This is a genomic window from Streptomyces sp. ISL-99 (assembly GCF_018614005.1).
In the GTDB taxonomy this organism is placed as follows: Bacteria; Actinomycetota; Actinomycetes; order Streptomycetales; family Streptomycetaceae; genus Streptomyces; species Streptomyces flavidovirens.
In genome coordinates, this window is sequence record NZ_JAGGPC010000062.1 from 1 (window position 1) to 25,221 (window position 25,221).

Annotated in this window: 18 protein-coding genes, 2 tRNA genes and 1 riboswitch; of the genes, 11 read left to right on the plus strand and 9 right to left on the minus strand. The window is 72.0% G+C overall.

Annotated features, from left to right (window positions below; all coding sequences use genetic code 11):
- Positions 1-405 precede the first annotated feature (405 nt).
- The 6 genes from J7E91_RS30360 (at position 406) to J7E91_RS30385 (ending at position 5,200) form a co-directional block, all read left to right on the plus strand.
- Positions 406-2,673, plus strand: coding sequence for a DEAD/DEAH box helicase (locus J7E91_RS30360; RefSeq protein ID WP_214909992.1), 2,268 nt, complete (start codon positions 406-408; stop codon positions 2,671-2,673).
- A 133-nt stretch (positions 2,674-2,806) separates the two neighbouring features.
- A complete protein-coding gene (locus J7E91_RS30365) occupies positions 2,807-3,034 on the plus strand; it encodes a hypothetical protein (RefSeq protein WP_214909993.1) in 228 nt (75 codons plus the stop codon).
- Between the two features lie 114 nt (positions 3,035-3,148).
- Positions 3,149-3,221, plus strand: a tRNA-Lys gene (locus J7E91_RS30370).
- Between the two features lie 159 nt (positions 3,222-3,380).
- Positions 3,381-3,581 (plus strand): DUF5988 family protein, encoded by a 201-nt coding sequence (locus J7E91_RS30375; RefSeq protein ID WP_214909994.1) that lies wholly within the window; start codon positions 3,381-3,383, stop codon positions 3,579-3,581.
- Between the two features lie 119 nt (positions 3,582-3,700).
- Positions 3,701-3,774: transfer RNA gene (locus J7E91_RS30380), tRNA-Met, on the plus strand.
- A gap of 208 nt (positions 3,775-3,982) precedes the next feature.
- On the plus strand, positions 3,983-5,200 hold the full coding sequence (locus tag J7E91_RS30385; protein WP_214910016.1) for a PP2C family protein-serine/threonine phosphatase: 1,218 nt from the start codon (positions 3,983-3,985) through the stop codon (positions 5,198-5,200).
- Here the strand turns inward: J7E91_RS30385 and J7E91_RS30390 are convergent.
- Positions 5,124-6,122 carry a DUF2332 domain-containing protein gene (locus J7E91_RS30390; protein ID WP_214909995.1) on the minus strand — a complete coding sequence of 333 codons (999 nt, stop codon included), beginning with the start codon at positions 6,120-6,122 and terminating at the stop codon, positions 5,124-5,126. The two genes, J7E91_RS30385 and J7E91_RS30390, sit on opposite strands and share 77 nt — an antisense overlap.
- Before the next feature lie 270 nt (positions 6,123-6,392).
- Positions 6,393-6,540: riboswitch (cyclic di-AMP (ydaO/yuaA leader) on the plus strand.
- Between the two features lie 11 nt (positions 6,541-6,551).
- Between J7E91_RS30390 and J7E91_RS30395 the strand changes: the two genes are divergently transcribed.
- Positions 6,552-7,652, plus strand: coding sequence for a M23 family metallopeptidase (locus J7E91_RS30395; RefSeq protein WP_214909996.1), 1,101 nt, complete (start codon positions 6,552-6,554; stop codon positions 7,650-7,652).
- A gap of 105 nt (positions 7,653-7,757) precedes the next feature.
- On the opposite strand, the gene J7E91_RS30400 is transcribed toward J7E91_RS30395, so the two are convergent.
- The 4 genes from J7E91_RS30400 to J7E91_RS30415 all read right to left on the minus strand — a co-directional run bounded on the left by J7E91_RS30400 (position 7,758) and on the right by J7E91_RS30415 (position 13,101).
- Positions 7,758-9,212 carry a PrsW family intramembrane metalloprotease gene (locus tag J7E91_RS30400; RefSeq protein WP_214909997.1) on the minus strand — a complete coding sequence of 485 codons (1,455 nt, stop codon included), beginning with the start codon at positions 9,210-9,212 and terminating at the stop codon, positions 7,758-7,760.
- Positions 9,213-9,313: 101 nt separating this feature from the next.
- Positions 9,314-10,111, minus strand: coding sequence for a tRNA (guanosine(46)-N7)-methyltransferase TrmB (gene trmB / locus J7E91_RS30405; RefSeq protein WP_214909998.1), 798 nt, complete (start codon positions 10,109-10,111; stop codon positions 9,314-9,316).
- Between the two features lie 156 nt (positions 10,112-10,267).
- Positions 10,268-11,500: an L-2-hydroxyglutarate oxidase gene (gene lhgO / locus J7E91_RS30410; protein WP_251016492.1), complete on the minus strand. Its 1,233-nt coding sequence runs from the start codon at positions 11,498-11,500 to the stop codon at positions 10,268-10,270.
- Positions 11,501-11,667: 167 nt separating this feature from the next.
- Positions 11,668-13,101: an MFS transporter gene (locus J7E91_RS30415; RefSeq protein WP_214909999.1), complete on the minus strand. Its 1,434-nt coding sequence runs from the start codon at positions 13,099-13,101 to the stop codon at positions 11,668-11,670.
- 622 nt (positions 13,102-13,723) lie between these two features.
- Here J7E91_RS30415 and J7E91_RS30420 point away from each other — a divergent pair.
- Positions 13,724-15,901, plus strand: coding sequence for an asparagine synthase-related protein (locus J7E91_RS30420; RefSeq protein ID WP_214910000.1), 2,178 nt, complete (start codon positions 13,724-13,726; stop codon positions 15,899-15,901).
- A 263-nt stretch (positions 15,902-16,164) separates the two neighbouring features.
- Here the strand turns inward: J7E91_RS30420 and J7E91_RS30425 are convergent, their stop codons facing one another.
- Both J7E91_RS30425 and J7E91_RS30430 read right to left on the minus strand, forming a co-directional pair.
- Complete coding sequence (locus tag J7E91_RS30425) at positions 16,165-18,225, minus strand: sigma-70 family RNA polymerase sigma factor (protein WP_214910002.1); 2,061 nt, start codon at positions 18,223-18,225, stop codon at positions 16,165-16,167.
- A gap of 255 nt (positions 18,226-18,480) precedes the next feature.
- Positions 18,481-19,281, minus strand: a complete 801-nt coding sequence (locus tag J7E91_RS30430) for a TetR/AcrR family transcriptional regulator (protein WP_214910005.1) — start codon at positions 19,279-19,281, stop codon at positions 18,481-18,483.
- 330 nt (positions 19,282-19,611) lie between these two features.
- Here J7E91_RS30430 and J7E91_RS30435 point away from each other — a divergent pair, with 330 nt between their 5' ends.
- The gene (locus J7E91_RS30435; RefSeq protein WP_214910007.1) at positions 19,612-20,952 is read left to right on the plus strand and encodes an NAD(P)/FAD-dependent oxidoreductase; all 1,341 of its coding nucleotides are present in this window, start codon (positions 19,612-19,614) and stop codon (positions 20,950-20,952) included.
- A 198-nt stretch (positions 20,953-21,150) separates the two neighbouring features.
- Positions 21,151-22,836 carry an ATP-binding SpoIIE family protein phosphatase gene (locus tag J7E91_RS30440; protein WP_214910009.1) on the plus strand — a complete coding sequence of 562 codons (1,686 nt, stop codon included), beginning with the start codon at positions 21,151-21,153 and terminating at the stop codon, positions 22,834-22,836.
- Here the strand turns inward: J7E91_RS30440 and J7E91_RS30445 are convergent.
- A complete protein-coding gene (locus J7E91_RS30445) occupies positions 22,833-24,125 on the minus strand; it encodes an MFS transporter (RefSeq protein WP_214910022.1) in 1,293 nt (430 codons plus the stop codon). The two genes, J7E91_RS30440 and J7E91_RS30445, sit on opposite strands and share 4 nt — an antisense overlap.
- 126 nt (positions 24,126-24,251) lie before the next feature.
- On the opposite strand from J7E91_RS30445, the gene J7E91_RS30450 reads away from it, so the two are divergent.
- Entirely contained in the window at positions 24,252-24,809 is a 558-nt protein-coding gene (locus J7E91_RS30450; protein WP_214910011.1) for a MarR family winged helix-turn-helix transcriptional regulator, read from the plus strand.
- Positions 24,810-24,991: 182 nt separating this feature from the next.
- Here the strand turns inward: J7E91_RS30450 and J7E91_RS30455 are convergent.
- A partial coding sequence (locus J7E91_RS30455; RefSeq protein ID WP_214910014.1) for a hypothetical protein occupies positions 24,992-25,221 on the minus strand: 230 nt, incomplete at its 5' end.

A 25,221-nucleotide genomic window follows, 5' to 3' on the forward strand; every position in this document is an offset into this window, starting at 1 on the left:
GGAGCCGCCCGAGCCGCCGCCGGCCACGGAGCCGCCGCCTCCGGAGCCGTCCGAGCCGGAGCCGACCCCGCCGCCGCCGTCGGCGTCGCCGGCGGCGGACACGCAGACGGCGGCGATGGGGCAGCGGCGGGAGATGGAGCGCGAGCCGGCGGCATCGCCGCAGGTGGGGCCGGTGTAGCGACCCCGGTTTGCCAGAAGTGGGGGAGGGTGCGTATGGTTATAGATCGTTTGATCCCATTGCCCGGCGCCGTTGAGTTCTCGTAAAAGACGAGGGCCTTGAGCGCCCCGTGGCGCGTACTCTCCCTTACCGTGACTGACCGCACTGAGGCGGTCGAATTTGCGATTGATTTGCGATTTCACGGAGTTTGGGCGCGTGCCGAGACTCCGAGAGGTTTCGCATTTCGTATGTCCATTTCCAGCACTGACCGCACCGCCATGCCCGAGAACGCCGAGACGGTCGTAGAGACCGCCGACGTCATCGAGGCCACCGAGCTCACCGCAGAGATCCCGGCCGAGATCACCGAGCTCGACGACGCGGTCGAGGCCGCTGAGGCCACTGAGGCAGACGACGCCGAGGCCGCGGCCGACGCCGACGCCGACGCCGAGCCCACTGTGACCTTCGCCTCCCTGGGCCTGCCGGACGGCATCGTCCGCAAGCTCGCGCAGAACGGCGTCACCGCCCCCTTCCCGATCCAGGCCGCGACCATCCCGGACGCCCTGGCCGGCAAGGACATCCTCGGCCGTGGCCGCACCGGCTCCGGCAAGACGCTCTCCTTCGGTCTGCCGACCCTGGCCCAGCTGGCCGGCGGTCACACCGAGAAGAAGAAGCCCCGCGCGATCATCCTCACGCCGACCCGTGAGCTCGCGATGCAGGTCGCGGACGCCCTTCAGCCGTACGGCGACGTACTCGGCCTGAAGATGAAGGTCGTCTGCGGCGGTACGTCCATGAGCAACCAGATCTACGCCCTGGAGCGCGGCGTCGACGTCCTCGTCGCCACCCCGGGCCGGCTGCGCGACCTCCTCAACCGAGGCGCCGCGTCGCTCGCGAACGTCCAGGTCGCCGTCCTCGACGAGGCCGACCAGATGTCCGACCTGGGCTTCCTGCCCGAGGTCACCGAGCTGCTCGACCAGATCCCCGGCGGCGGCCAGCGGATGCTCTTCTCCGCCACCATGGAGAACGAGATCAGCACGCTGGTCAAGCGCTACCTGACCAACCCGGTCACCCACGAGGTCGACAGCGCCCAGGGCAACGTCTCGACCATGACCCACCACGTCCTCGTCGTGAAGCCGAAGGACAAGGCGCCGGTCACGGCCGCGATCGCCGCCCGCAAGGGCCGCACGATCATCTTCGTACGTACCCAGCTGGGCGCGGACCGCATCGCCGAGCAGCTCCAGGACTCGGGCGTCAAGGCCGACGCGCTGCACGGCGGCATGACGCAGGGCGCCCGTACGCGCGTTCTTGAGGACTTCAAGAAGGGTTACGTCAACGCCCTGGTCGCCACCGACGTCGCCGCTCGCGGTATTCACGTCGACGGCATCGACCTGGTGCTGAACGTGGACCCGGCCGGTGACCACAAGGACTACCTGCACCGCTCGGGCCGTACGGCACGTGCGGGCAAGTCCGGCGTCGTCGTCTCGCTCTCCCTGCCGCACCAGCGCCGCCAGATCTTCCGCCTGATGGAGGACGCGGGCGTCGACGCCTCGCGCCACATCGTCGGCGGTGCGGGCGCGTTCGAGCCGGAGGTCGCCGAGATCACCGGCGCCCGTTCGCTGACCGAGGTCCAGGCCGACTCCGCGAACAACGCCGCCAAGCAGGCGGAGCGCGAGGCCAAGGAGCTCACCCGCGAGCTGGAGCGCGTCCAGCGCCGGGCGACCGAACTCCGCGAGGAGGCCGACCGTCTGGTGGCCCGCGCGGCGCGCGAGCGTGGCGAGGACCCGGACGAGGCTGTCGCCGAGGCGGCCAAGGCCGCCGAGGCCGAGCTGGCTGCCGCTGAGGCTGCCGCCGCTGTTCCGGCCCAGGCGCCGGAGCGCCGTGACGACCGCGGCAACTTCCAGCGCCGTGACGACCGCGGTGGCGACCGTGGTGGCGACCGCGGCGGGCGCCCGTTCGAGCGTCGTGACGACAACCGTGGTGGCGGCTTCCGCCGCGACGACCGTGGTGGCGAGCGTGGTGGCTTCCAGCGTCGTGACGACCGTCCGGCGGGTGGCGACCGTGGTGGCCGTCCGTTCGAGCGTCGTGACGACAACCGTGGCGGTGGCTTCCGCCGCGACGACCGTGGTGGCGAGCGTGGCGGTTTCCAGCGTCGTGACGACCGTCCGGCGGGTGGCGACCGTGGTGGCCGTCCGTTCGAGCGTCGTGACGACAACCGTGGTGGCGGCTTCCGCCGCGACAACGACCGTCGTGACGACCGCGGCGGCGACCGTGGCGGCTTCCAGCGCCGTGACGACCGTCCGGCCACCGGTGGCGGCTTCCGCTCCGGCGGCGCCGACCGTCCGTTCAACCGCGACCGTCGTGACGACCGTCCGGCCGGCGGCGGCTTCCGCACCGGCGGCCACGACCGCCCGCAGGGCCGTCGTGACGACCACCGCGGCGCCGGCACCGGCACCGGTACCGGCACGGCCACCGGCTCGTTCGGCCGCCGTGACGACAAGCCGCGCTGGAAGCGCAGCTGATCCCCTGATCAGTTTGATCAACCTGGCGGAGTAATGCGCTGACCTGCGAAGCGGGCCCGTTCTTCACGAACGGGCCCGCTTTTCTTTTCCCTTCCCTCACATGTGTAACTCCTGCTGGGCTCCGCCCACTTGCATGGGGGGCACTGCCGGGGGGCGTCGCTCGATTCGATTCGCCGACGGCGCGCTTACACAGCCGCCGTCGCTTCCCCATGCCGACCAGCGGCGCAGGCTGACGGCTTGCTCCGTCGCCCGCACGCCGGCCGGCGCTCTGTACGTCTACAACGCGAACCACGACGGAGGCTTCTCGGCGCGCAAGCAGCTCGCCGAGACGTGCCTGAAGAACTTCACGAAGCTGAGCTGACAGCCGGGCCGCGCGGGCCTGTTCCGAGGCCCGCGCGGCTCCGACGGCCCCGGTAAACCGATACCCGATCGGCTACCGGGCTCGCTGCGGCTATGCTCGGGGGTGATCCGCCGAGGGCCGTTAGCTCAATTGGCAGAGCAGCGGACTTTTAATCCGTTGGTTGTGGGTTCGAGTCCCACACGGCCTACCGCTCAGCCCCAGGTCAGGAAGTATCTGATCTGGGGCTGGTCTGTTTTCCGGCGCGACTGAGTCTGTCCTGTGGTGCGTGAGTCCGCCTGTGCGTGGTCCGTCACTGAAGGGATGCGCCCGACGTGCGCGTGCCGCGGAGGGTAGGAACACTGGGGGCATGACTGCAAAGGCGCTTCTTGAGGGCGGGCCGGACGATCTGAAGGAGCGGATCGTTCCGATCACGCCTCCCGGACTGGAGCTGAAGATTCCGCACCGCGGCGGGTACGAACACTTCAAGGTCACGTCGCGGCATCAGGACACCGACCAGGGGCGTGTGACGGTCTACGAGTGGTGGGAGCGTACAGAGGTCGCCGAGTAACGGCCTTTGGTGGCAGGCGGGTTGGGCGGCGTCTGCCGTGGGGTACGCACAGGTGGTCGATGCGCGGGGTTCAAGTGGTCGAGGGCGGTCCCCTGATGGCGTACAGTTGGGTTTAACGACGCGGGGTGGAGCAGCTCGGTAGCTCGCTGGGCTCATAACCCAGAGGTCGCAGGTTCAAATCCTGTCCCCGCTACTGAAGAAGAAAACGAAGGCCCGGATCTTGAAAGAGATCCGGGCCTTCGTCGTGTCCGGGGCAGGGGCACGGGTAGGGGGCAGGGGCGGACCGGGTGCGGTCGCTGTCCCCCGTTCGGCCGACCCCCGATGGCCGTGCGGCGCGGCTACGGCCGGCCTGGGCTGGGCGCGGTACCGTCCGCAGCCGGTGCGCGGCGAGCAGGAGACCACTGGTGGGGAAGCAAGGCGGAGTGGGCGCCGGGCGCGGCCTGGGTGAGGTTTCGCGGTTCGTCCGGGCGCTGCCGGCGTTGTTGATCGCCGGCGGGTGCGTCTTCGACTTCACCACGCCGCCGAACTTCACCGCGTCGCCGCTCTTCGCCGCCGCCCCGTTGATCGCCGCACCGCTCTTCTCGCTCCTCAGCACCCTGGTGACCGGCGGCATCGCGACCGCCGCCGTCGTCGGGCTGCATCTCTACAACGGCACCTCGGCCCACGTCGAGTCCGTGACCGAGCTGATCACCATGGTGACCGTCGCCGCCCTCGCGCTCGTCATCAACCGCGTCGTACGCCGCAGCGGCCGGCGGCTCGCCTCGGCCCGCACCATCGCCGAGGCGGCCCAGCGTGCCGTGGTCCCCGTGCCCGCCGACCGGATCGCCGGGCTGCACGTCGCCGCGCGGTACGAGGCCGCTCAGGCGGACGCCTTCATCGGCGGTGACCTCTTCGCCGTACAGGACACGCCGTCCGGGGTGCGGCTGGTGGTCGGCGACGTACGCGGGAAGGGGCTCGGCGCGGTGGAGGCGGTGGCCGTCGTCGTCGGGGCGTTCCGGGAGGCCGCCGAGCAGGAGAGCACCCTCGAAGAGGTCGCGCAACGGCTGGAGCGGGCGCTCACGCGGGAGGGCGCACGACGGGACGGGCTCGACGCCTTCGAGGGCTTCACGACGGCCGTACTGGCCGAGATCCCGCGAGGTGAGGGTGTCGTGAGGCTGGTCAACCGGGGCCATCCGGAACCGCTTTTGCTGTACGCCGACGGGGATCTCGCGGAGATCGTGCCGGCCGAGGCCGCGCTGCCGCTGGGGATGGGGGACCTGGGCGCCTGGCCGGACCGGGCGCAGGAGTACGCGTTCCCGACGGGCGCCACGCTGCTGCTCTACACGGACGGCCTGTCCGAGGCGCGGAACGCCGCGGGCGTCTTCTACGACCCGGCCGCGCGGCTGCGCGGGCGGATCTTCCCGGGCCCCGACGAGCTGCTCGACGCGCTCATCGACGACGTACGGCTGCACACGGCAGGGGCCGCCACGGACGACATGGCCCTGCTGGCGGTCGGGCGGCCCGCCGAGGGGCAGCAGGACCGCCGCAGGACCGTGAGCCTGGTCAGGCGGGCCGGTCGGCAGCCGGCTGGTCGGCAGCAGCGTCGAACCAGTGCAGGCTCTGGCCGTGCGGAGCCGTGAAGGCGACCGCGCGCTCGTCGAGGGCGAGGGTGAGCAGGTGCTCGTCGTCGGGGGCGGGGGCGTCGAGCCACGGCAGCACGGTGTGGTGCTCGTTGGAGATCCAGTGGCCGGGCAGTTCGCGCACGAGCGCGGCGAACTCCTCGCGGCGGGCGAGCGGCAGGTACGTCAGTACGGCGGTGTGGAAGACGACCAGGGTGGCGTCCGCCGGGGCCCCGGCCGCCAGCGCCGGGAGTTCGTCGACCAGGTCGCCGCGGACGATGCGGGGGCTGGGCGCCGTACGTACGGCCTCGATGGCGGCGAGCAGTCGGCGCGGGCGCTCCGCCTGGCCCGGCCAGATCAGTGACTGGAGCCAGCGGACGTCCTCCTCGTCGGTGGGGTCGAGGGGGTTGAGGTCGATGCCGGCGCGCCAGGCGATGTCCGGGAGCGCGGTGGGCAGGGGCGCCGGGCCCTCCGTACGGCAGTCGAAGGTGACGGGGGAGCTGCCCAGGACGGCGCCGTCGTTGTAGCGGTAGGCGTAGCGGTCGGGGTGGAGGCACAGGCCCGCCGATGCGCCGACCTCGATGAGGGCGAGGGGCTGGGGGAGCGTGGCGAGGAGTGGCAGCAGGGTGGCGCAGCGGGCGGGCTCGTTGGTCTGGGTGAAGCGGGCGAGCATGACCTCGCGTACGTCGTCCCAGTGGGCCAGGGTCCAGTCGCGGAAGGCAGCCCACTGCTCGTAGGGGCCGCCGAGGTGGCGGACTGCGGCGAGGAGGAGGTTGGGCTGCTGCTTGTTGCCGGGCGGGAGGGCGGCGATGTGGGCGCAGAAGTCCTGGTCCTCGCTGATGCGGGCGGTGAGTTCGGCGTACGCGGGGGATACGCCGCTTGCCTGCTGCTCGGAGAACTCGCGGTAGCGATCGGCCACCGACTGCGCGTTGTTGACGACCATGGGGAGAAGTTAGTCGTGCGACCGCTCGTGCGACGGTCATTGCGACGCTGGGTAATCGCGACACACCGCTGCGCATAACAATTGACGAACCGTCATGGTGTGGATGTTTCCTGAGGGGTGGTCAATTTGTCCGGCCGCGTTCGCCTGTGTCCTGATTGGTGCAGGTCAAGACCCTTAACGATCAACTGGAACAGCTTGGAAACCGGAGCCTCTGTCTATTAACGTTCGATAACGCAGCGCGGTCGTCCCAGTCGTCGCAAGAGACGACACCGTGCGCACGCGCCGAATCCCGCAAGGGAACCGGGGAACCACGTTCCTTGGGGTGAATCGGGCCGCTTCGTACCCACGGAGAGGCCCGTAGGAGACCTTCCTGCTCCGAACCCGTCAGCTAACCCGGTAGGCGAGAAGGAAGGAAAGGAGCACGCCTCCGTGGCGTCCAACAGGCCTGCCCCCGAAGCCACCCTGCCCCCTTACGGGGCGCCCGCCACCACCGGGAACCACATCGGCGCGGAGGGGACCTGGGGGGAATGGAATCCCACTGAGGATTCCGTCCGGCCCGTACGCGGTCGTCACCGCGTCGCCAAGCAGCGCGGCGGTCTCGGCCGCAGCTCCACCGTTCTCGGCGTAGGCGTCATCGCCGCGGTCGGCGCGGGAGGCATCGCCACCGCGCAGGACAAGCCGGCCATCTCGATCTCCCTTCCCGACGTGATAGCGGACTCACTTCCCGACGCCAAGTCACTACCCGGTGTCGGCTCTTTGATGTCCGACGACGCGGAATCCGGCTCAGGTGCGCAGGCGGGCACGGCGAACGAAGCGGTCATGGCGGCCTCCCCGCTCACCACCGCGGGCGTCACCACCGCCGACGCCCAGCAGGGCACCACCGACGCCGGCGAGGCCCTGCGCGCCCGCATCCTCCAGCAGGCCGAACAGCAGCAGGCCGCCGCCGACGCCGAGGTGAAGGTGGCCGCCGAGAAGGAGGCCGCCGAGAAGGCCGCGGCCGAGGCGAAGAAGCAGCAGAGCGCGGCCGAGGCCAAGGAGGCCGAGGAGAAGCGCGCGGCCGAGGAGAAGAAGCGCAAGGCGGAGGAAGAGGCCGAGCGCAAGGCGGAGGAGCAGCGGCTCGCCAAGCTGGCCGCCAGCTACTCGCTGCCCACCTCGTCGTACACGCTCACCTCCACCTACGGCCAGTCCGGCTCGATGTGGTCCTCCGGCCAGCACACCGGCCTCGACTTCGCCGCCCCGACGGGCACGCCGGTCAAGGCCGTGCACGGCGGAACGATCAAGTCCGCGGGCTGGTCGGGTTCGTACGGCTACCGCATCGTCCTGGAGCTCCCGGACGGTACGGAGGTCTGGTACTGCCACCTCTCCTCGATGACCGTCACGTCCGGCGAAGTCGGTACGGGCGACGTCATCGGCCGCGTGGGCGCCACCGGCAACGTCACCGGGCCGCACCTGCACCTCGAGGTGCACACGCCCGGCGGGGCCGGGGTCGACCCGGCCGCGTGGCTGCGCGGCAAGGGCCTCTCCGTCTGACGGCCTGTCCGCACAGCTATCCCACAGTCCCCGGCAGTCCTGGCGCCCGCCCCCCGCGCCCAGGGCTGCCGGTCTGTTCGGGGTGCGTCGTCGCCGCCAGGGCGGCTATTGCTGCCGGTACGGGTTGTACGCGGCGTAGTCCTGGTGCGGCGGGGGGCGCTGGGACGGGGGTGGTCCGTACCCGTACGGCTGCCCGGGCGGTTGCCATGGCTGTTGCCACGACGGCGGCCACGGTGGCGGCCAGGGCGGTGGGACCCGCACGCGGCCCGTGGCCCGCGCCGCGTACTCCAGGGCCGGTCCGGCCACCTCCCTGCGCTGCCACAGATGGTGCAGCAGCTCCTGCTCGCGTGCCGTGAAGTCCGGGCCCAGTGCGCCGCGGTGGGCGCGGTGGCGCAGGAAGGCGAGGGACGTGGCGAAGGCCTCGTACTCGGCGACGGCACGGGCGGCGGCCCGGCCCGAGGCGCGGCTTCCGGCGCCGCCTCCGTACGTACGGGCCGCCGCGCCCCGCGCCAGCGAGCGGGCCCGCATCGAGGAGAGCGCGAGCGGCTCGGCGGGCTGCAGCCAGCCGGCGGTGGCATAGGCGGGCAGCTCGGCGGCTATCGTGCGCAGCTCGCGCTGGCGCGTCCAGACCACCAGCCAGGTCAGCAGCGCGAAGGCGGGGACCATGAAGACGGCATACACGAGGTAGAAGCCGTACCCCCCGAAGACCGCCGAACCGTTCCACAGCGCGTGCATGCCCATCGCGAGCGTCAGACCGAGCAGCGGCAGCGCGATACGCCGCCACCGCCCCCGGCGGCGCGGCGGCGCGAGCGCGGCGAGCCCGAAGCCGATGCCCGTCAGCACGGTGAACAGCGGGTGCGCGAACGGGGACATCACTACCCGTACGAAGAAGGTCGCCGCGGTCACCGACGAGAGGCCGGAGGCGCCCGCCTCCTGGTCCTCCCCGAAGGCGTTGCCGAGGTAGAGGATGTTCTCGGTGAAGGCGAAGCCGGTCGCCGTGAACCCGGCGACCACCACGCCGTCGACGATCCCGGTGAAGTGCCGTCTGCGGAAGAGAAAGATCAGCAGCACGGCCGCCGCCTTGGCGCTTTCTTCGACGACCGGTGCTATCACCGTCGCGCCGAGGGATTCGGCCGCCGCCGGGTCGGCGGTGGCCGTGGCTATCCAGCGGGTCGCGAAACTGTTCGCGATGATCGCGACGAGGGCGGCGGCGAACGCGCCCCAGGCGAAGGCGAAGACGAGGTTCCGCCAGGGCTCGGGCTCCACCCGGTCGAGCCAGCGGAACGCCGCCAACAGCAGCGGCACCGGCAGCACCGCGAGCCCCAGCCCCACCAGGAAGCCGTGCGTACCGGTCTGGTCGCGGACGATCGCGAGGATCACCAGGCCGCACAGCGCGAGCACGGTGATCACCGCACCCGCGCGCACCGCCCTGGTGCGCCACCAGGCGCGGCGTGGCTTGTAGCGCCAGTGAGCAGGCGGCGGTACGGCGGTGAACTGCGGCTGCTGCTCACAGTCCGGGACCGCCGGGTGCTGCCGGGGGTGCGGAGGCGTCTCGTACACCCGTCGACCCTAACGAGGGGCACTGACACCTGGCGACGGAGCCTTACCGATACCGATACCGATACCGATACCGATACCGATACCGATTACCGATCGCCCGTTCACCGACGGCGGAAGAGGAGGTCGTGCACCACGTGCCCCTTGTCCAGGCCCTGTCCCTCGAAGCGGGTGAGCGGCCGGAACGCGGGCCGGGGTGCGTAGCCGCCGTCCGGGACGGTGTTCTCGAAGTCGGGGTGCGCGGTGAGCACTTCCAGCATCTGCTCGGCGTACGACTCCCAGTCGGTCGCGCAGTGCACGATGGCGCCGGGCGCGAGGCGGGGTGCGACGAGGTCGAGGAACTCGGGCTGGATGAGGCGCCGCTTGTGGTGGCGCTTCTTCGGCCACGGGTCGGGGAAGTAGACGCGCAGGCCGGCGAGGGAGGCGGGCGGCAGCATCTCGCGCAGCAGGATGATCGCGTCGCCGTTCGCCACGCGGACATTGCTCAGTCCGGCGCGTTCCGCCAGACCGAGCAGGTTGCCCTGGCCGGGGGTGTGTACGTCGACGGCGAGGATGCCGGTGCCGGGGTCCTCGGCGGCCATCTGGGCGGTGGCCTCGCCCATCCCGAACCCGATCTCCAGCACGACGGGGAGGCCGCGGCCGCCGAAGAGCTCGTCGAGGTCGAGGACGCGCCGGCCGTCGATGTCCAGGCCCCACTTGGGCCACAGCCGCTCCAGCGCCTCGGCCTGCCCCGTGGTCACCCGGCTCCGCCGCGGCTGGAAGCTACGAATCCGCCGCTCGTGGTGCGACCCGGCGGGGTCGGGCGCGGGGCCGCCGGGGAAGCGGGGCTCACCCTTGGCTCGGTGGAAGGGGGATACGTGGGGGGCGGCGTCGTCGGGGCGGACGCGGGAGAACTCAGACACAGTGCCCCCAATTCTACGGCGCGGCGGGGAGGGCCCGGCATGAGCGTGCCCCTGCGGAACTTCTCCCCTGCCCGCCCCTTCCCACAACCTGCCCGGCTACCGCACCCGCACCCGAGGACCGCGCCACCCCCTACCCCCCACCCCTACCCCCCACCCCTACGCCGCCGCCCCCAACACCTCCAGCGCCCGCCGAGCCACCCGTCTTCCGATGGGGAGTGACGCCGTTGCTGCCGGGGAAGGGGCGTTCAGGACGTGGATCGTGCGGGGGGTTTCCTGGATCAGGAAGTCGTCGACCAGCGTTCCGTCCCGGAGTACCGCCTGCGCCCGTACGCCCGCCGGCGCCGGCCGCAGGTCCGCCTCCGTGACGTCCGGGAGCAGCCGGCGCACGGCGTCGGTGAACGCGCGCTTCGACAGCGAGCGGTGCAGTTCCCCCGCCCCGTACCGCCAGTGGCGCCGGGCTATCCGCCAGGAACCCGGCCAGGCGAGCGTCCCGGCCAGCTCGCGCGGCCGGACCACCGACCAGGCGTAACCCTCCCGCGCGAGCGCCGGCACCGCGTTCGGCCCGACGTGTACGCCGCCGTCCATGCCCCGCGTCAGGTGCACCCCGAGGAAGGGGAACGCCGGATCCGGCACCGGGTAGACCAGGCCGCGCACCAGCTCCGGGCGCGCCAGGTCGAAGTACTCGCCCCGGAAGGGAACGATCCGCATTCCGGGGTCGTCGCCCGCCAGCCGTGCCACCCGGTCGCAGTGCAGCCCGGCGCAATTCACCAGGACCCGCGCCCGCACCACCGCCCCGTCCGCCGTACGCACCGCCACACCCCACGGCCGCCGGTCGACGACGGCCACCTCCGCGCCGTACCTGATCTCCGCGCCCGACGCCCCCAGGCTCTCCGCGAGCTGCCCCGCGACCGCCCCGAAGTCGCACACGCCGGTCGTGGCGACGTGGATCGCGGCCAGGCCCCGCACGTTCGGCTCGTACTCCGCGATCTGGGCGGCTCCGAGCTCCCGCACCGGAATGCCGTTCTCGCGCCCGCGCTGCACCAGCGCGTGCAGCCGCGGCAGCTCCTCCCGCTCGGTCGCGACGATCAGCTTGCCCGTGACCTCGTGCGCGATGCCGTGCTCCGCGCAGAACTTGATCATCTCGGCCGCGCCTCGCACCGCGTACCGTGCCTTGAGGGAGCCCGGCCGGTAGTAGATGCCGCTGTGGATCACGCCGCTGTTGCGCCCGGTCTGGTGCAGGGCGGGGGCCCGCTCCTTCTCCAGCACCGTCACGCGTGTGCCGGGCGCGGCGCGTGTGAGGGCGTACGCCGCCGAGAGGCCGACGATCCCCGCACCGATCACCAGCACATCGCAGTCGTACGGCATCGCTTCACCTCCCACCGCGGCCATGTCCGGATCCGTGTCCTCCGGGAGAGCGCCCCCGGACTCCCGATGATGCACCGACCCACTGACAATGCGCTTCGAACCACCGGCAGAACGGTCCTTACGCCGCCCCTGACCCCGGTCCTTACGCCGCTCCGTACCCCGGCCCGCGCACCGGCCCCCGCACCGCCCCCCTACGCCGGCGCCACCAGCAGCGGCCGCGCCCGCTCCCGCAGCTCCGCGACCCGCGGCTCGTCGCCGTACGGCTCCAGCCGGTGCAGCAGATCCCGTACGTACTCGGTGGTCCGCGCCGACGAGATCCGCCCCGCCACCTCCACCGCCCGGGTGCCCGCCGCGCACGCCGCATCGAGGTTCCCGGACTCCAGCTCCGCGACCGCCGACACCACGAGCCGCAGCCCGTGCGAGCGTACGAACTCCTCCGTCGGCCGCGACAGCGCCTGCTCCGTGAACCGCCGCACCTGCCGCGGCGCCTTCAGATCGCGGTAGCACTCCGCCGCGTCCGCCGCGAACCTGTCGTACGAGTAGAAGCCCAGCCAGGTCGGATCGGGATCGCCCTCCCGCGCCCGCTCCAGCCAGCCCTCCGCCGCCTTCAGCGCGGCACCCGCCGCCTGCGCGTCACCCGCCTTCGCGTGCGCCCGCGCCTCCACCAGCCGGAAGAAGCTCATGGTGCGGGCGGTGGCGAGCCCCCTGTTCCGCTCCAGCGCGGCCTGCGCCAGATCGACCCCCTCGTCGGCGAAACCGCGATAGGTGGCCTGGAGGGACATCGAGGCCAGGACGTACCCGCCCAGTGGCACATCGGCCGCCGCGCGGGCGAGCCTCAGCGCCTGGATGTAGTACCGCTGAGCGGCCTCCTGCTGCCCGGTGTCGAAAGCCATCCACCCGGCCAGCCGCGTCAGTTCGGAGGTGGCGCCGAAGAGCGAGCGGCCGACGTCGTCGCTGTACGAGCCGAGGAGCAGCGGCGCCGCGTCAACCCGTAAGCACTCCGGGACCATCGACGAACGCCAGTCCCCGCCGCCGTACTTGGAGTCCCAGCGCCGCGCGTCCTCCGCCGCCTCCCGCAGCTTGGCCACATCCGCGTGCCCCACCCGCAGCGGCGTCGCGTCGGGCGCGGACTCGTCGGACGCCGTGGAGTCCCGCGCCACCGACGAGTCGGCGGGCGTTATCAGCCACCGGGACGCGGGCGTCGCGTACGCGCTGACCGCGAACGAACCGGCCAGTGACTGCCAGATGCCGCCGCCGCCCGCCCGCCGGCCGGCCAGATCCAGCCGGTACAGCTCGGTCGCCGACCGCACCGCCGCCGATACGTCGCGCGGAAAGGCCAGGCCGACCTCCGGCGCCGGATCGGCGTCCGCCAGACCGATCTCGTGCAGCGGCACGGGACGCCCGAGCTTGGCGCCGATGGCGGCGGCGATGAGATGAGGCGCGGCGCCCTGCGGCACCATGCCCTTGGACACCCACCTCGCCACCGACGTCTTGTCGTAACGAAGTGTCAGGCCGCGTTGCGACCCCAGATCATTGACCCGCCTCGCCAGGCCGGCATTGCTGATTCCCGCGAGGGCGAGAACCGTGCCGAGCTTTTCGTTCGGCCCGCGTTGCTCCCTGGACATGCGCCACCCCTCGACACAGACGGCCGTCCGGCGGGGACATTTCAAGCCGTACCGCCCGCACAACCACGCGGCCAGCCCTGCCGGAATATGCGGCCCGCTCAGAACATCAGTAAACCCAGCGTAGTTCTCCGCATCCCGACCGTTAAGGGGCGGTGGTCCGTATGGCGAGATTCGTGTAGTCACACGAACGCCCGTGCTCCGCCCCGTGCTCCGTGTGTGTGGCCGTGCGCCCGCCCTGCGCTCTCGTCGGTCCGGCACCGGGGCCGTTCCATGGGAGTCGCGTGGGTCGGCCCGCTGCACTGGGTCCAGCGGGCTGGGGGACACCGCCGCCTTCATCCCCGCGGGCGGCGGACCGGTCCGGGAGGCGAACAGCGCCTCCCGGACTGTGCGTTCCCCCGCGGCTGCCCGTGGTACCGCCGCGCCCCCAGAATGGCCGAATGGCGCCTGTCGCCCAAACCGGTCGAAGTCCTGTGCGCGGCGGGCGCATTGACTTGCCCGTACGCCCTCCGTACCCCCTCCTGCGTGCCGTTGTCGTGGCAGCATGGTCCCGAAGCCGCTTCTCGGATTCTCCCGATGCCGCTTCGGTACGTGCGGGTGGTTGCCCACAGCCTGTGGAGGCGCGATGCGGTGGTTGGTGGGGTGGAGCAGTATCGCCGCCAGCTTCGGGACGGTGGGAGCGGTCGGCGCGCCCGGCACGGCCGGCACCACCCCTTCCTCCGCCCATCCCTCGTCCCACCCCTCCTCCGACCACGAATCCCGCACCGTGCACCCCGTCGGCTCCCAGCTCCTGTGGGGCGACCCCGACCCCCTGTGGGCCGTCGGCGACTGGCGCCCCGACGAGGTCCGTACCCTCAGCGTCGACCCCTTCACCCGGATCGCCGTCCTCGGCTGCTGCGGCGCGACCGACGAAGAACTGCGCGTCGGCCTCTTCGCGGCGCGCGGCGGCGCACTGCGGCACCTGACCGCGTGGTCCGGCAGCTACACCGCCGTCGTCCAGGTCGGCCGCCGCGTCACCGTGGTCGGTGACCTGGCAGGTGCCCGCCCCGTGTTCTATACGCCCTGGGCCAATGGCACCGCGTACGCCACCGCCGCGCTCCCGCTCGCCGACCTCATCGAGGCACAGCTCGACATCGGCCACCTCGCGGCGCTGCTCGCCTGCCCCGACGTACCCGAGGCACTGCGCGACGGCACGCCGTACGCAGGTGTGCGGCGCATCCCGCCCGGCCACGCCCTCGTCCTGCGCGAGGGTTCGCGCGAGATCACCGGGTACGAGCCGGTGGCCTCCCTCGCCGTAGCCGCCCCCCAACTCGACCCGGAGCGAGCCGTGGACGGTGTCCGCGAGGCCCTCGTCGAAGCGGTACGGGCGAGACTCACCGCACCGCGCCACGCCCCCGAGACCGCGCCGCCCGACCCGGGGCCCGTCCCCGGCATGGGCCCCGCCGACCGCCGGGCCGCCCGCGGCGCGCCCGTCCCCGGCATCGGCGCCGACCTCTCGGGCGGCAGCGCGTCGGCGACGCTCGCGCTCCTCGCGGCGGGCCTGCCGGGGCTGCCCGGCACCGTCCTGGGCCACGGCACGGGCGCGGGGGAGCGGCTGCTCGCCGTCACCTTCAACGACCTGACCGCCGAAGGCCCCGGCGGCGAGGCCGAGTTGCAGCGGGCCGGCGCGATCGCCGCCAACCCCCGGCTGCACCACGTCGTCGTAGCCGCCGGTGAAGAGGCCCTTCCGTACGCCGATTTGAACAGCGGCCCGCTCACCGACGAACCGGGCCCCTCCCTGGTCACCGCCGAACGCCACCGCCGCCGCCTCGCCGCGGGCAGCGCCGACCACTTCACGGGGCATGGCGCCCGCCAGGTCCTGGACGCCCACCCGGCGCGCCTCGCCGACCTCCTGATGGACCGCAGACGGCGCGACCTGCTGCGCCCCGTCACCGCCCTCGCCAAGGTCGAAGGGCCCTCCGCCCACTCCCTCTTCGTCCCGCTGACCGTCTACCGCGCCGCACGCCGTCTCGCCCGTACGCCGTACCGCGCAGGCATCGAGGAAGCGGCGGCCCGCCTCAAGGAGCGCCGTTTCGACGAGCCGGGCTCCAGGGGCAGGGGTACGGGCAACGGCCAGGTGACCGCCCTGGACGCCTCACTCGCGGCCCTCGCCTGGACCAGGCCGGGCCCTGCGGCCCGCTGGCTGACGGGTGAGGCGCTGGCTGAAGTATCGGTTCGCCTCCAGGCTTCGGCCATCAGGCCCTCGTCGGTGCAGCGGCCGGGCGAGGCCCGCGCGCGGGCCGCCCTGGCCCGGGCGGCGGCCGACCACCGGGTCTTCGAGCAGGCCGCGGAGGTACGCAGCCAGCGCCTGCACGCCCCCTTCCTCGACAACCAGGTCGTACGGGCGTCCCGCGCTCTTCCCGAAGCCCTGCGGGTCCAGCCGGGCGCGCGAGCGGCGATCCTGCGCGCGGTCCTGTCCGGGGCGGGCATCAAGGACCTGCCGCCGGGCTGGGGCGCCACATCCCACGCGTCCTCAGCGGCGGCCGCCCGGGCCGGACTGCGCGCAGCGGTCGGCGACCTGATCGCACTCTTCGACGCCCCGCTGCTGGCCGACGCGGGCCTGATCGAGGCCCGCGTCGTACGCAAGGCCCTGCGCGCGGCGGCCGAGGGCGAACCGGTCCCCCTGGACGGTCTGGCCGACCTGGTCTCCACGGAACTGTGGCTGCGCCGCCTGGTCTCACGCCGCGGAACATGCTGGACGGGAACGGCAGCCCCACGCCAACGCGCGGTAGCAGGCGAAGTACCCCCACGCCGGGCCCTCTGACCCCGGTCGGACGGGCGCCTGCGGCGGCCCTGTTCCCCACCCCGTCCAGAACGGGCGCAAGACCCCGCGCCCTTCGGCCTGTTCCCAGCCCGCCTTCCCGGCAGGGACATGTGCGGCTCCGCCGCGTGGGCGGGCAGGCTTGGCCAGTGCTGGGTTTCAGCCTGTCCGGCGTTTGAGGACCGGGGTCCGGGGCAGCGCCCCGGTTCGGGAAGGGGCGGGGTGGGGAACAGGCCCGCCGCAGGCGCCCGCCCCACCCGGCCCCACTACCCGCCGCAGCTCATCCGCGACTGCGCCCAGTCCACCGGCACCATCGACTCGTGCGGATGCTCCGGCTCCGCCACGAGCCGGATCGACTCCCGCCCTGAGATATCGGCCCGCACCGCCACAGCCCCGTCGTTGCCCCGCACGAGCCCCGACTGCCACAGCAGCGCGCCGTCCCCGTACAGCGAGAAACGCGCGGCCCCGACGCCCAGCGTCATGTCGTCGATGCCGACCAGCGCGTCATAGGTGGTGCACGCCCGGTTGAGGTCGATGGTGACGGACGACTTCGCGTGTGTCGTGACGCCGTTTCCGTACCGCACACCACCGATCGACATGCCGTAGCGCTGCCACAGCCAACTGCTCCCACCGAGCCGCACCTCCGGCTCGGTGTGGTCACCGAACGTGCCGTACGCCAGCGCGTTCACCTGGTAGACGTCCGGGGCGGGCGACGGCGCGGGCGCCGGCGGTGGCGACGGCTTCGGCGCGGGCGGGGGCGGGGACGGCTCCGGCGTGGGCGTGGGCTCCACCTTCGTCGGCGCAGGCGTAGGCGTAGGTGTGGGCGAAGGGGGAGGCGTAGGCGTCGGGGACGGCGCAGACGGAGCCACCGGCGGCGGTTTCGGAGCCGGAGCCGGAGCCGGAGGCGCAGGCGGCGCAGGCCGCTCGGACGGCTCCGGGCTCGGCTGCGGTACGACCGGCCGCGACACCGGCGGCTTGGCCACCGGCTTCGGCTTGGGCCTCGCGTCCTCACCCGCCAGCGCGAACACCACCCCCGCGGTCACCGCCGCGGCCACCGCTGCACCGATCGCCACCTTGGCCGGTGCCCCAACGGCTTCAGCACCGGCGGCACCGGCCGCACTCGAACCCCCGCCCGTCGCCCCGCCGGTCGCCGCGGCCCCCGCGCCGGCCGCCCCCGCTGCCCCCACAGCGCCCCCCGCCACCAGACCGGCAGCTTTGACCGCGTACCCGCCCGCGAACCAGCCGATGACCGCGACCGGAAGCAGCGCCGGGATCCCGGCGTTGACCTCGTTCAGCTCACCCGCCGCCACCCGGCACCGCGCGCACTCCTCCAGATGCTTGCGCAGCCCCCGCTCCGCCCGCGTCCGCAGCCCGCCTCTGGCATACGCGCCGAGCCGGTCGGCGTACCGCGCGCAGTCGCCGCCCGCCGTCAGCGCGGTGCTCACATGCGCCTGGAGATACGCCTGCTTGAGGCCCTCCCGTGCCCGGCTCGCCAGCACAGCCGTGGCATTCGCGGTCAGCCCGAACAGCGGCGCCACCTCACTCGGCGACTCCTCCTCGACCGTGGTGTGCCACAGCACGGCCTGCCAGCGCTCGGGCAGGCTGCGGAACGCCCGCATGGCCAGCGTCCGCTCCGCCTCGTGCATGGCCCGTACGTCGGCTCCCAGCTCCAGGGTGTCGTCGTCCGACGGGTCCACCGAACGGGCGGACTGCGCGGCGAAGATGGCGAAGTCCTCGACCAGGTGCTCACGCCTGGCGGTCTTGGTCCATGCCGCGGCCACCCGACGCACCGTCGTCAGCAGGTACGCCCGTACGGCGTGCTCGGGCCCGGAGCCCCCGCGCACCGCCTGCAGCGTGCGCGCGAAGACTTCGGCGGTCAGGTCGTCGGCGGTGTGGGCGTCGCGGCAGCAGGTACGGGCGTACCGCCGGACGGCGTCGCAGTGGCGCCGGAACAGCTCTTCGTACGCACTGTCGTTGCCCCCGCGCATCCGATGGATCAGCGCGGCGTCGGGCGTCGGCGTCTGCGCCGCCAGACCACTGCTCTCGCTCCTGCCCCCGTTTCTGCCGTCGCTCCTGGCCTCGCGCTGTTGGTGGACACCCGCGTCGTCACCGTCCACAACCGGCCGCCAAGGCCCCGGCAGTACGGTCCCGCCGCCGTGGGCGTCCGCGCGGCCATCCCCGTCCGCGCGGCCGACCCCGTCCGCGTTGCCCGCTGTGTTTCCGCCCGACCGGCGGGGCCCCGCCTGGCTCGGCACCTGTCGCGAAGGCAGGCCGTCGGGCTCCATGCCGGCACGGCCGAGCGGCTCGTCCCGACCCTCAACACCCATAGCGGAAGCCCCCCGTAAGCATCCTCGGCCAGAAAATAACCGGCCAAGAATCCCACAGAGCGAACCACGGCCCATTGCTCCGACCGGGCAACCACTCATCCGGGGAGTTTTCCCGTATGCGAGCACTAGCGTTCACCCGAACGGGGAAGACTCAACAGCTTCAACCGCCGCCGGGAACCGGCAGGCCCGCCCGTCCGCCACCTGGCGAACAAGCGGGCCGACGGACGAAACCCCGCACCCAAGCCCCTTACGGGCTTACGCGGGCCTGGACCGCAGCCCCTCCAGCAGGATGTCCAGCAGCCGGGCGGAAGCCGCCGCCTGCTGCGCCGCGTCCGGCAGTGAAGGCGCAGCCGTGGCTATCACCAGCAGCACGTCGGCCACCGTCACATCGCCACGCAGCTCACCGGCCGCACGCGCCCGGTCCACCAGCCGCCCCACGACCTCCAGCAGCTCCGCGGCACCCGCGTCGTCACTCCCCAGACCGTCGGGGCCGGCACCCACGGGCCGCTGCTCGACCAGCCGCAGCTCCGGCGCCGCCGGGCCCCCGGCCGCTCCCGGCACCGGGCCGACGGACTGCCGCTGCTGCGGCACCCGCCCTTCGCCCCGCACCAGCGGCGACTCGCCGTCACCGCCGTCGCCGCCGTCCACGCCCACCCGCAGCACCTGCGGTGGCAGCAGCCGGCCCGCGCCGGACGCCACCGAAGTACGCAGGAAGCGGGACAGCGCCGACCACGGCTCGTCCTCCTGCCCCAGGGCCGTACGCGCCTGATCGGTCAGCCGGGAGGTCTCCTCCTCGGCTATGCGGCGCACCAGTACGTCCTTGCTCGGGAAGCGGCGGTACACCGTCCCGACGCCGACCCTGGCCCGTCGCGCCACGTCCTCCATCGGCGCCCCGTAGCCCAGCTCGCCGAACACCTCGCGAGCGGCCCGCAGTACATGCTCAAGATTGCGCTGTGCGTCCACACGCAGCGGCGCGGAGCGAGATCCTCCCGTCCCCGCGCGCCCGTTGCCGTCGGATGTGACGGCAGACTGCCAATGAGACTCCTGAATGTGCATCAGCGTTCCCCCGGTAATGATGTCTCCCCCCGGAGACTCCCCGCCCTCATAGTCGGCCGGGACCGCAGACCTGGCCGCCCCGACGAGATACGAACATAGTTGAGCGCGCGTAGATTCAGAAGGGGTAGTTCCGCACGGAGCGCCCGCCCGATCGGAGTATCGACCAAAACCTTCCTGATTCGGCCACTGTCCGCACCCCCTCCCCACGCGCTGACCTGCGAGCCTTCAAGGCCGAGCGGAAATCGCCGCAGCACGCGGCACGCACGCCTTCCGGTCACACAATTTGCCGGGCCTGTGGACAAACTCCTGCGGCCGTTGCGTCATGGGACAGTGACAGAACCTGCGCGCATTCTCGTTGTCGGCGGCGGCTACGTCGGGATGTACACCGCGCTGCACCTCCAGCGGAAGCTGAGAAGCGGCGAGGCCGAGGTCATTGTGGTGACGCCTGATCCCTATATGACCTATCAGCCGTTCCTGCCCGAAGCGGCGGCCGGCTCGATCTCCCCGCGCCACGTCGTGGTCCCGCTCCGCCGCGTCCTGGACAAGTGCAAGATCGTCATCGGCGAGGCCAAGTCCATCGACCACGCCAAGCGCACCGCGACCGTAACGACCCTCGCCACCGAGGAGGAGGGCACCGGCGGTACCGAGATCACGTACGACGAACTCGTCCTCGCGCCCGGCTCCGTCTCCCGCACCCTGCCCATCCCCGGCCTCGCCGACTACGCCATCGGTTTCAAGACCGTCGAAGAGGCCATCGGCCTGCGCAACCACGTCATCGAGCAGATGGACATCGCGTCCGCCACCCGCGACCCGGCCGTCCGCGACGCCGCCCTCACCTTCGTCTTCGTCGGCGGTGGATACGCGGGCGTGGAGGCGCTCGGCGAGCTGGAGGACATGGCCCGCTACGCCGCCCGCTACTACCACAACGTCAAGCCCCAGGACATGAAGTGGATCCTCGTCGAGGCCACGGGCCGCATCCTCCCCGAGGTCGGCGAGGAAATGGGCAAATACGCGATCCGTGAACTGCGCAGCCGCAATATCGACGTACGCCTGGAGACCCGCCTCGACTCCTGCGCGGACCGCGTCGCCGTCCTCAGCGACGGCTCGCGCTTCCCCACCCGCACCGTCGTATGGACCGCGGGCGTCAAGCCGCACCCGGTCCTCGCCGCGAGCGACCTGCCGCTGAACGGACGAGGCCGCCTCACCGCCACCGCCACGCTCACGATCGAAGGAACCGAGCACGCCTGGACCGCCGGGGACGCGGCCGCCGTACCCGACCTCACCGCGCACGAGAAGGGCAAGGAGTGCGCGCCCAACGCCCAGCACGCCGTACGCCAGGCCAAGGTCCTGGCCGAGAACGTCCTGGCGTCGCTGCGCGGCGAACCGCTGAAGAACTATGAGCACAAGTACGCCGGTTCGGTCGCCTCGCTCGGTCTCCACAAGGGGGTCGCGCACGTCTACGGCCGCAAGCTCAAGGGCTATCCGGCCTGGCTGATGCACCGTACGTACCACCTCAGCCGGGTGCCGACCTTCAACCGCAAGGCCCGGGTCCTCGCCGAATGGACACTCGCCGGACTCTTCAAACGCGAGATCGTTTCGCTCGGCTCCCTGGAGCATCCGCGAGCCGAATTCGAACTGGCCGCGGGCGGCGAGCCCCCCAAGAACAAGTGACGACTGTCAGTGCGGTCGGTCACACTGGGCGTGTGACCATAGGCTGGCTCACACCCGCTCAGAGTCACCCGCTGTAACGGCACAGCAGCATCTCCCCCCACAGCAATCCCAGCAATTTCAGCAAACCCAGCGACCACAGCGACCGAAGCGTCAGCGACGCAACACAACGCAACGCGACACCATGAGGCTTGAAAGTCAGTGAACTTCACGCGCTGGAGCGCCCGTCTCCCCGGAACGCAGCGCCGCGCCGCAGCGCGGACCGACCGCGGTTCCGTCCCGGCGGCTCGCGTTGAGTACGGCCGGCAGTCCGAGCACGGGCCCGACGCCCCGGACGCGCCCGGCGACGCCGCCATGCACCCCCCGCACCCTCTGACCGACCTCTCCGTCCGCGAGATCCTCGGCCGGCTCCCCGCCCTCGTCGCCCTGGTGTACGGCCCCGAGCACCGCGTCGCGTACGTCAACGACGCCTACGCCGCCGCCTTCGGCCCCCGCGAGACCGGCGCCCCCGCCGCCGTCGCCCTCCCCGAGCTCGACGAGCTCGGCCTGCTCCCGCTCATGGACCAGGTCCTGCGCAGCGGTACGCCCCGTACGGTCAAGTCCCGCAAGGTGCCCAAGGGCGGCTCGTACACCGTCACCTGTACGCCGATCGAGACTCCCGCCGGCGCAGGGGACGACGGCGGCGGAGAGGGTGGCGTGCTCGTCTTCGCCGCCGACGTCACCGACCACGCGGAGGCCGCCGAGCGCCTGCGCGCCAGCGAGCGCCGCCTGCGCGAGACGGCCGTGACCCTCCAGCGCTCCCTCCTCCCGCAGGAGTTGGAGCAGCCGGACGACCTGCGCATCGCCGCCACCTACCAGCCGGGCGGCACGGACGCGGCGGTCGGCGGCGACTGGTACGACGTGATCACCCTCGGCGCCGGCCGTACGGCCCTGGTCATCGGCGACGTCATGGGCCGCGGGGTGCGCGCCGCCGCCGTCATGGGCCAGCTCCGCACGGCGGTCCGCGCGTACGCCCGCCTGGACCTCCCGCCCCACGAAGTCCTGCAGCTCCTGGACGGCCTGGCCGCCGAGATCGACGCCAGCCAGATCGCCACCTGCGCGTACGCCGTCCACGACCCCAACGAGGGCCGCCTCGTGTACGCGTCCGCCGGCCACCTCCCGATCCTCGTCCGCGACGAGGACGGCACGGTCCGCCGCGCCGAGGACCACACAGGCCCCCCGCTCGGCACCGGCGGCTGGATGCACACCTCGGGCACGATCGCCCTCCCGCCGGGCTCCACGGCTGTCCTCTATACGGACGGTCTCGTCGAGCGCCGCCGCGAGGACATCGACGAGGGCGTGGCCGCGCTGGAACGCGCCCTGTCCGGCGCCACCGGCACGCCCCAGGTCGTCTGCGACCGCCTGATCCGCGCGCTGGGCGTCACGGCCGACCACGACGACGACGTAGCGGTACTGGTCCTCCAGCACCCCACCCGCACCGGCCCGGACGCGGAGCTCTTCCACAACGCCGCACTTGAACTGCTCGGCGGCATCGAGGCGGCCCCCCGCGCCCGCGCCTTCGCGACAGGAGTGCTGGCCTCCTGGCGCTTCCCGGTGGAGCTGTGCGACCTGGGCGTACTGGCGGCGAGCGAGCTGGTCGCCAACTCCCTCCAGCACGGCACGCCACCGATGCGCCTGCGCCTGCGCCGTACCGACCGCCGCCTGATCATCGAGGTGACGGACGGCGACGACCACCTGCCGCGCCGCCGCCGCGCCGAACCGGCGGACGAGGCGGGCCGCGGTATCTCGATCGTCGCGACGATCGCCTCGTCCTGGGGCAGCCGCCGCACGCCGGGCGGCGGCAAGGCGGTCTGGTGCGAATTCGCCCTGCCGACGGGCACGCCCTAACCGGCGGGAGCGAGGTCCTTCGCCGGTGCGCCCGACGCGACGACCAGCGACTTGGCCGGCAGCGGCTTGTCCTGCTCCGCCGTCAGCTGCTTGCCGAGCCGCAGCGCCAGCACGCTGATGCCCAGCGAGAAGACGATGAAGGTGAGGATGTACGGCGCGTGCAGCGACGCGCCCATCGGCCCGCCCACCGCGGGCCCCACGGCCAGAGCGAACTGCTTGACCAGCGCGAAGGCCGAGTTGTACTGCCCGATCATCGACTCCGGCGCCAGATCGGCGACCAGCGGCGCGACGGTCGGCGACAGCATCGCCTCGCCGAGCCCGAAGAGCGCGTACGTCGAGATGAACGCGGCCGTGGCCATCGTCTGGCTGCCGTGCCCGAGACCGGCGTAACCCGCCACGACCCACGCGACGGTCCAGATGAGCCCGACCAGCGCGATGACCCGCGACCGCCGCCGCCGCTCGACCAGCCGCAGCACCACGAACTGCGCGATCACGATGACCGCGGTGTTGGCAGCCAGCGCCATCCCCAGGGCCGAGGGCTCGATCCCCGCCGCCTCGGTGCCGTACGCGGCAAGGCCCGACTCGAACTGCCCGTAACAGGCGAAGAACAGCACAAACCCGAGCCCGCACAGCTGCACCATCGCCCGGTGCTTCAGCAGCGCCCGCAGTCCACCCCCGGGAGCGGGGTCGTCCTGCGGCATGGCGCCGGGAATGACGGCCGCACGCGGCAGCCGGACGCTCGCACCGATACCGGCGAGCACCAGGAACATCACGGCCTCAATGCTGAAGAGCAGCAGGAAGCTGTCGGGCCGGCTCTCGTCGACGAGCTGGCCGCCGATCAGACCGCCGATGCCGAGGCCCAGGTTCGCCAGAAAGAACTGCATGGCGAAGGCCCGCGTACGGGTGGCGGGCGTGGAGCACCACACGATCATGGTGGCGAGCGCCGGCTGCACGACCGCCGTACCCGCGCCGAGCAGCGCGGCGGACAACAGCACCATGGGCACGCTGCTCGCGAGCCCCATGGCCAGAGCGCCGGCGGCGGCGCTGACAGCGCCGCCGACGAGCACGGGCAGCGGTCCGCGCCGGTCGATGACGCGCCCGGTGAACGGCAGGACGAGAAGTGCGGCCACAGCAAAGACGGCGAGCACCACACCTGCTGTACTCGCACCCAGATCCCGCACCTGGGCGACGTACACATACAGATACGGAACGGTGAACCCGATACCGAACGCACTCAGCGCGTTCCCCATCTGGATCCGGCGCATCGCGGCGCCCATTGCCCTGGTCACACTCACCTGCCTCAAGGTTTCGAAGAGAAGAGCTGAAGTCCTGAAGACTTCAACTCTAAAGTTAGAACCTCAACAGTACACACCGAAGGACTTAACCGCCAACGACTACGTGTCATACTGCGCGGCATGCCTGACACCCCAGAGCCGCACGGCCCCCAGGAGCCGAGCCTCGACGAACAGATCGCCGCCTACCAGCGCGAGTACGGCGACCTCGACCCGCAGGTCGAGAAGGTCGTCTCGGCCCTGGGCCGCCTCAACCGGCGTATGAACGTCGCGTACGGCCGCCAGGTCGCCGCACTCGGCATCAGCAACACGGAGTGGGAAGTCCTCAAGACCCTCGTGGTCTCCGGAGCCCCGTACCGGCTGGGTCCCGGCGAGCTCGCGAAGCGACTCGGCCTCACGCCGGCCGCCATGACCCACCGCATCGACCGGATGGCGGCGGACGGTCTGGTCACCCGGGACCGCGACGAGACCAACCGCGTCCGCGTGATCGTGGAACTCACGGACGAGGGCCGCGCCAAGTGGCTTGAGGCGATGCGCATGGCGTCGAGCTTCGAGGAGGACCTGCTCCAGGACCTTTCCGCCGACGAACGCGGCTCGCTCGGCGAGATGCTGATCCGCCTGCTGCGCAGGGTCGAGGACGCCCAGCCGGACGCCGGCGGCCGTCTGACAGACCTGGACTGACGGCGAATCAGCCCCGGGGCCAGTGCGGCCACGGCGGGGGTTGACACCGCCCCTACCGATCCGTAAAGTTCTTCGAGTTGTCACAGAGCCGGAACGGTTCTGCGGCAGCCGCTCGCCGCGCACGCGGCAAACCCAACCTCTGCACGGTCTCCCACTCGGAGATAATTTCGGCATGCCGGAATTTATTCGACAGGCTCGATTATGAGCCGCTCGGGAAATCCGCTAGAGTTCAGGGCGTCGGAACGGCCGAACAGCCGGAATGACAAGCCCGCTGACTGGGAGTCAGGCCCGAAAGGACCTGATAGAGTCGGAATCGCCGGAAAGGGAAACGCGAAAGCGAAGAACTGGAAAGCGCCGAGGAAGTCGGACACGAAAGAGTCTGATAGAGTCGGAAACACGAAATACCGAACGA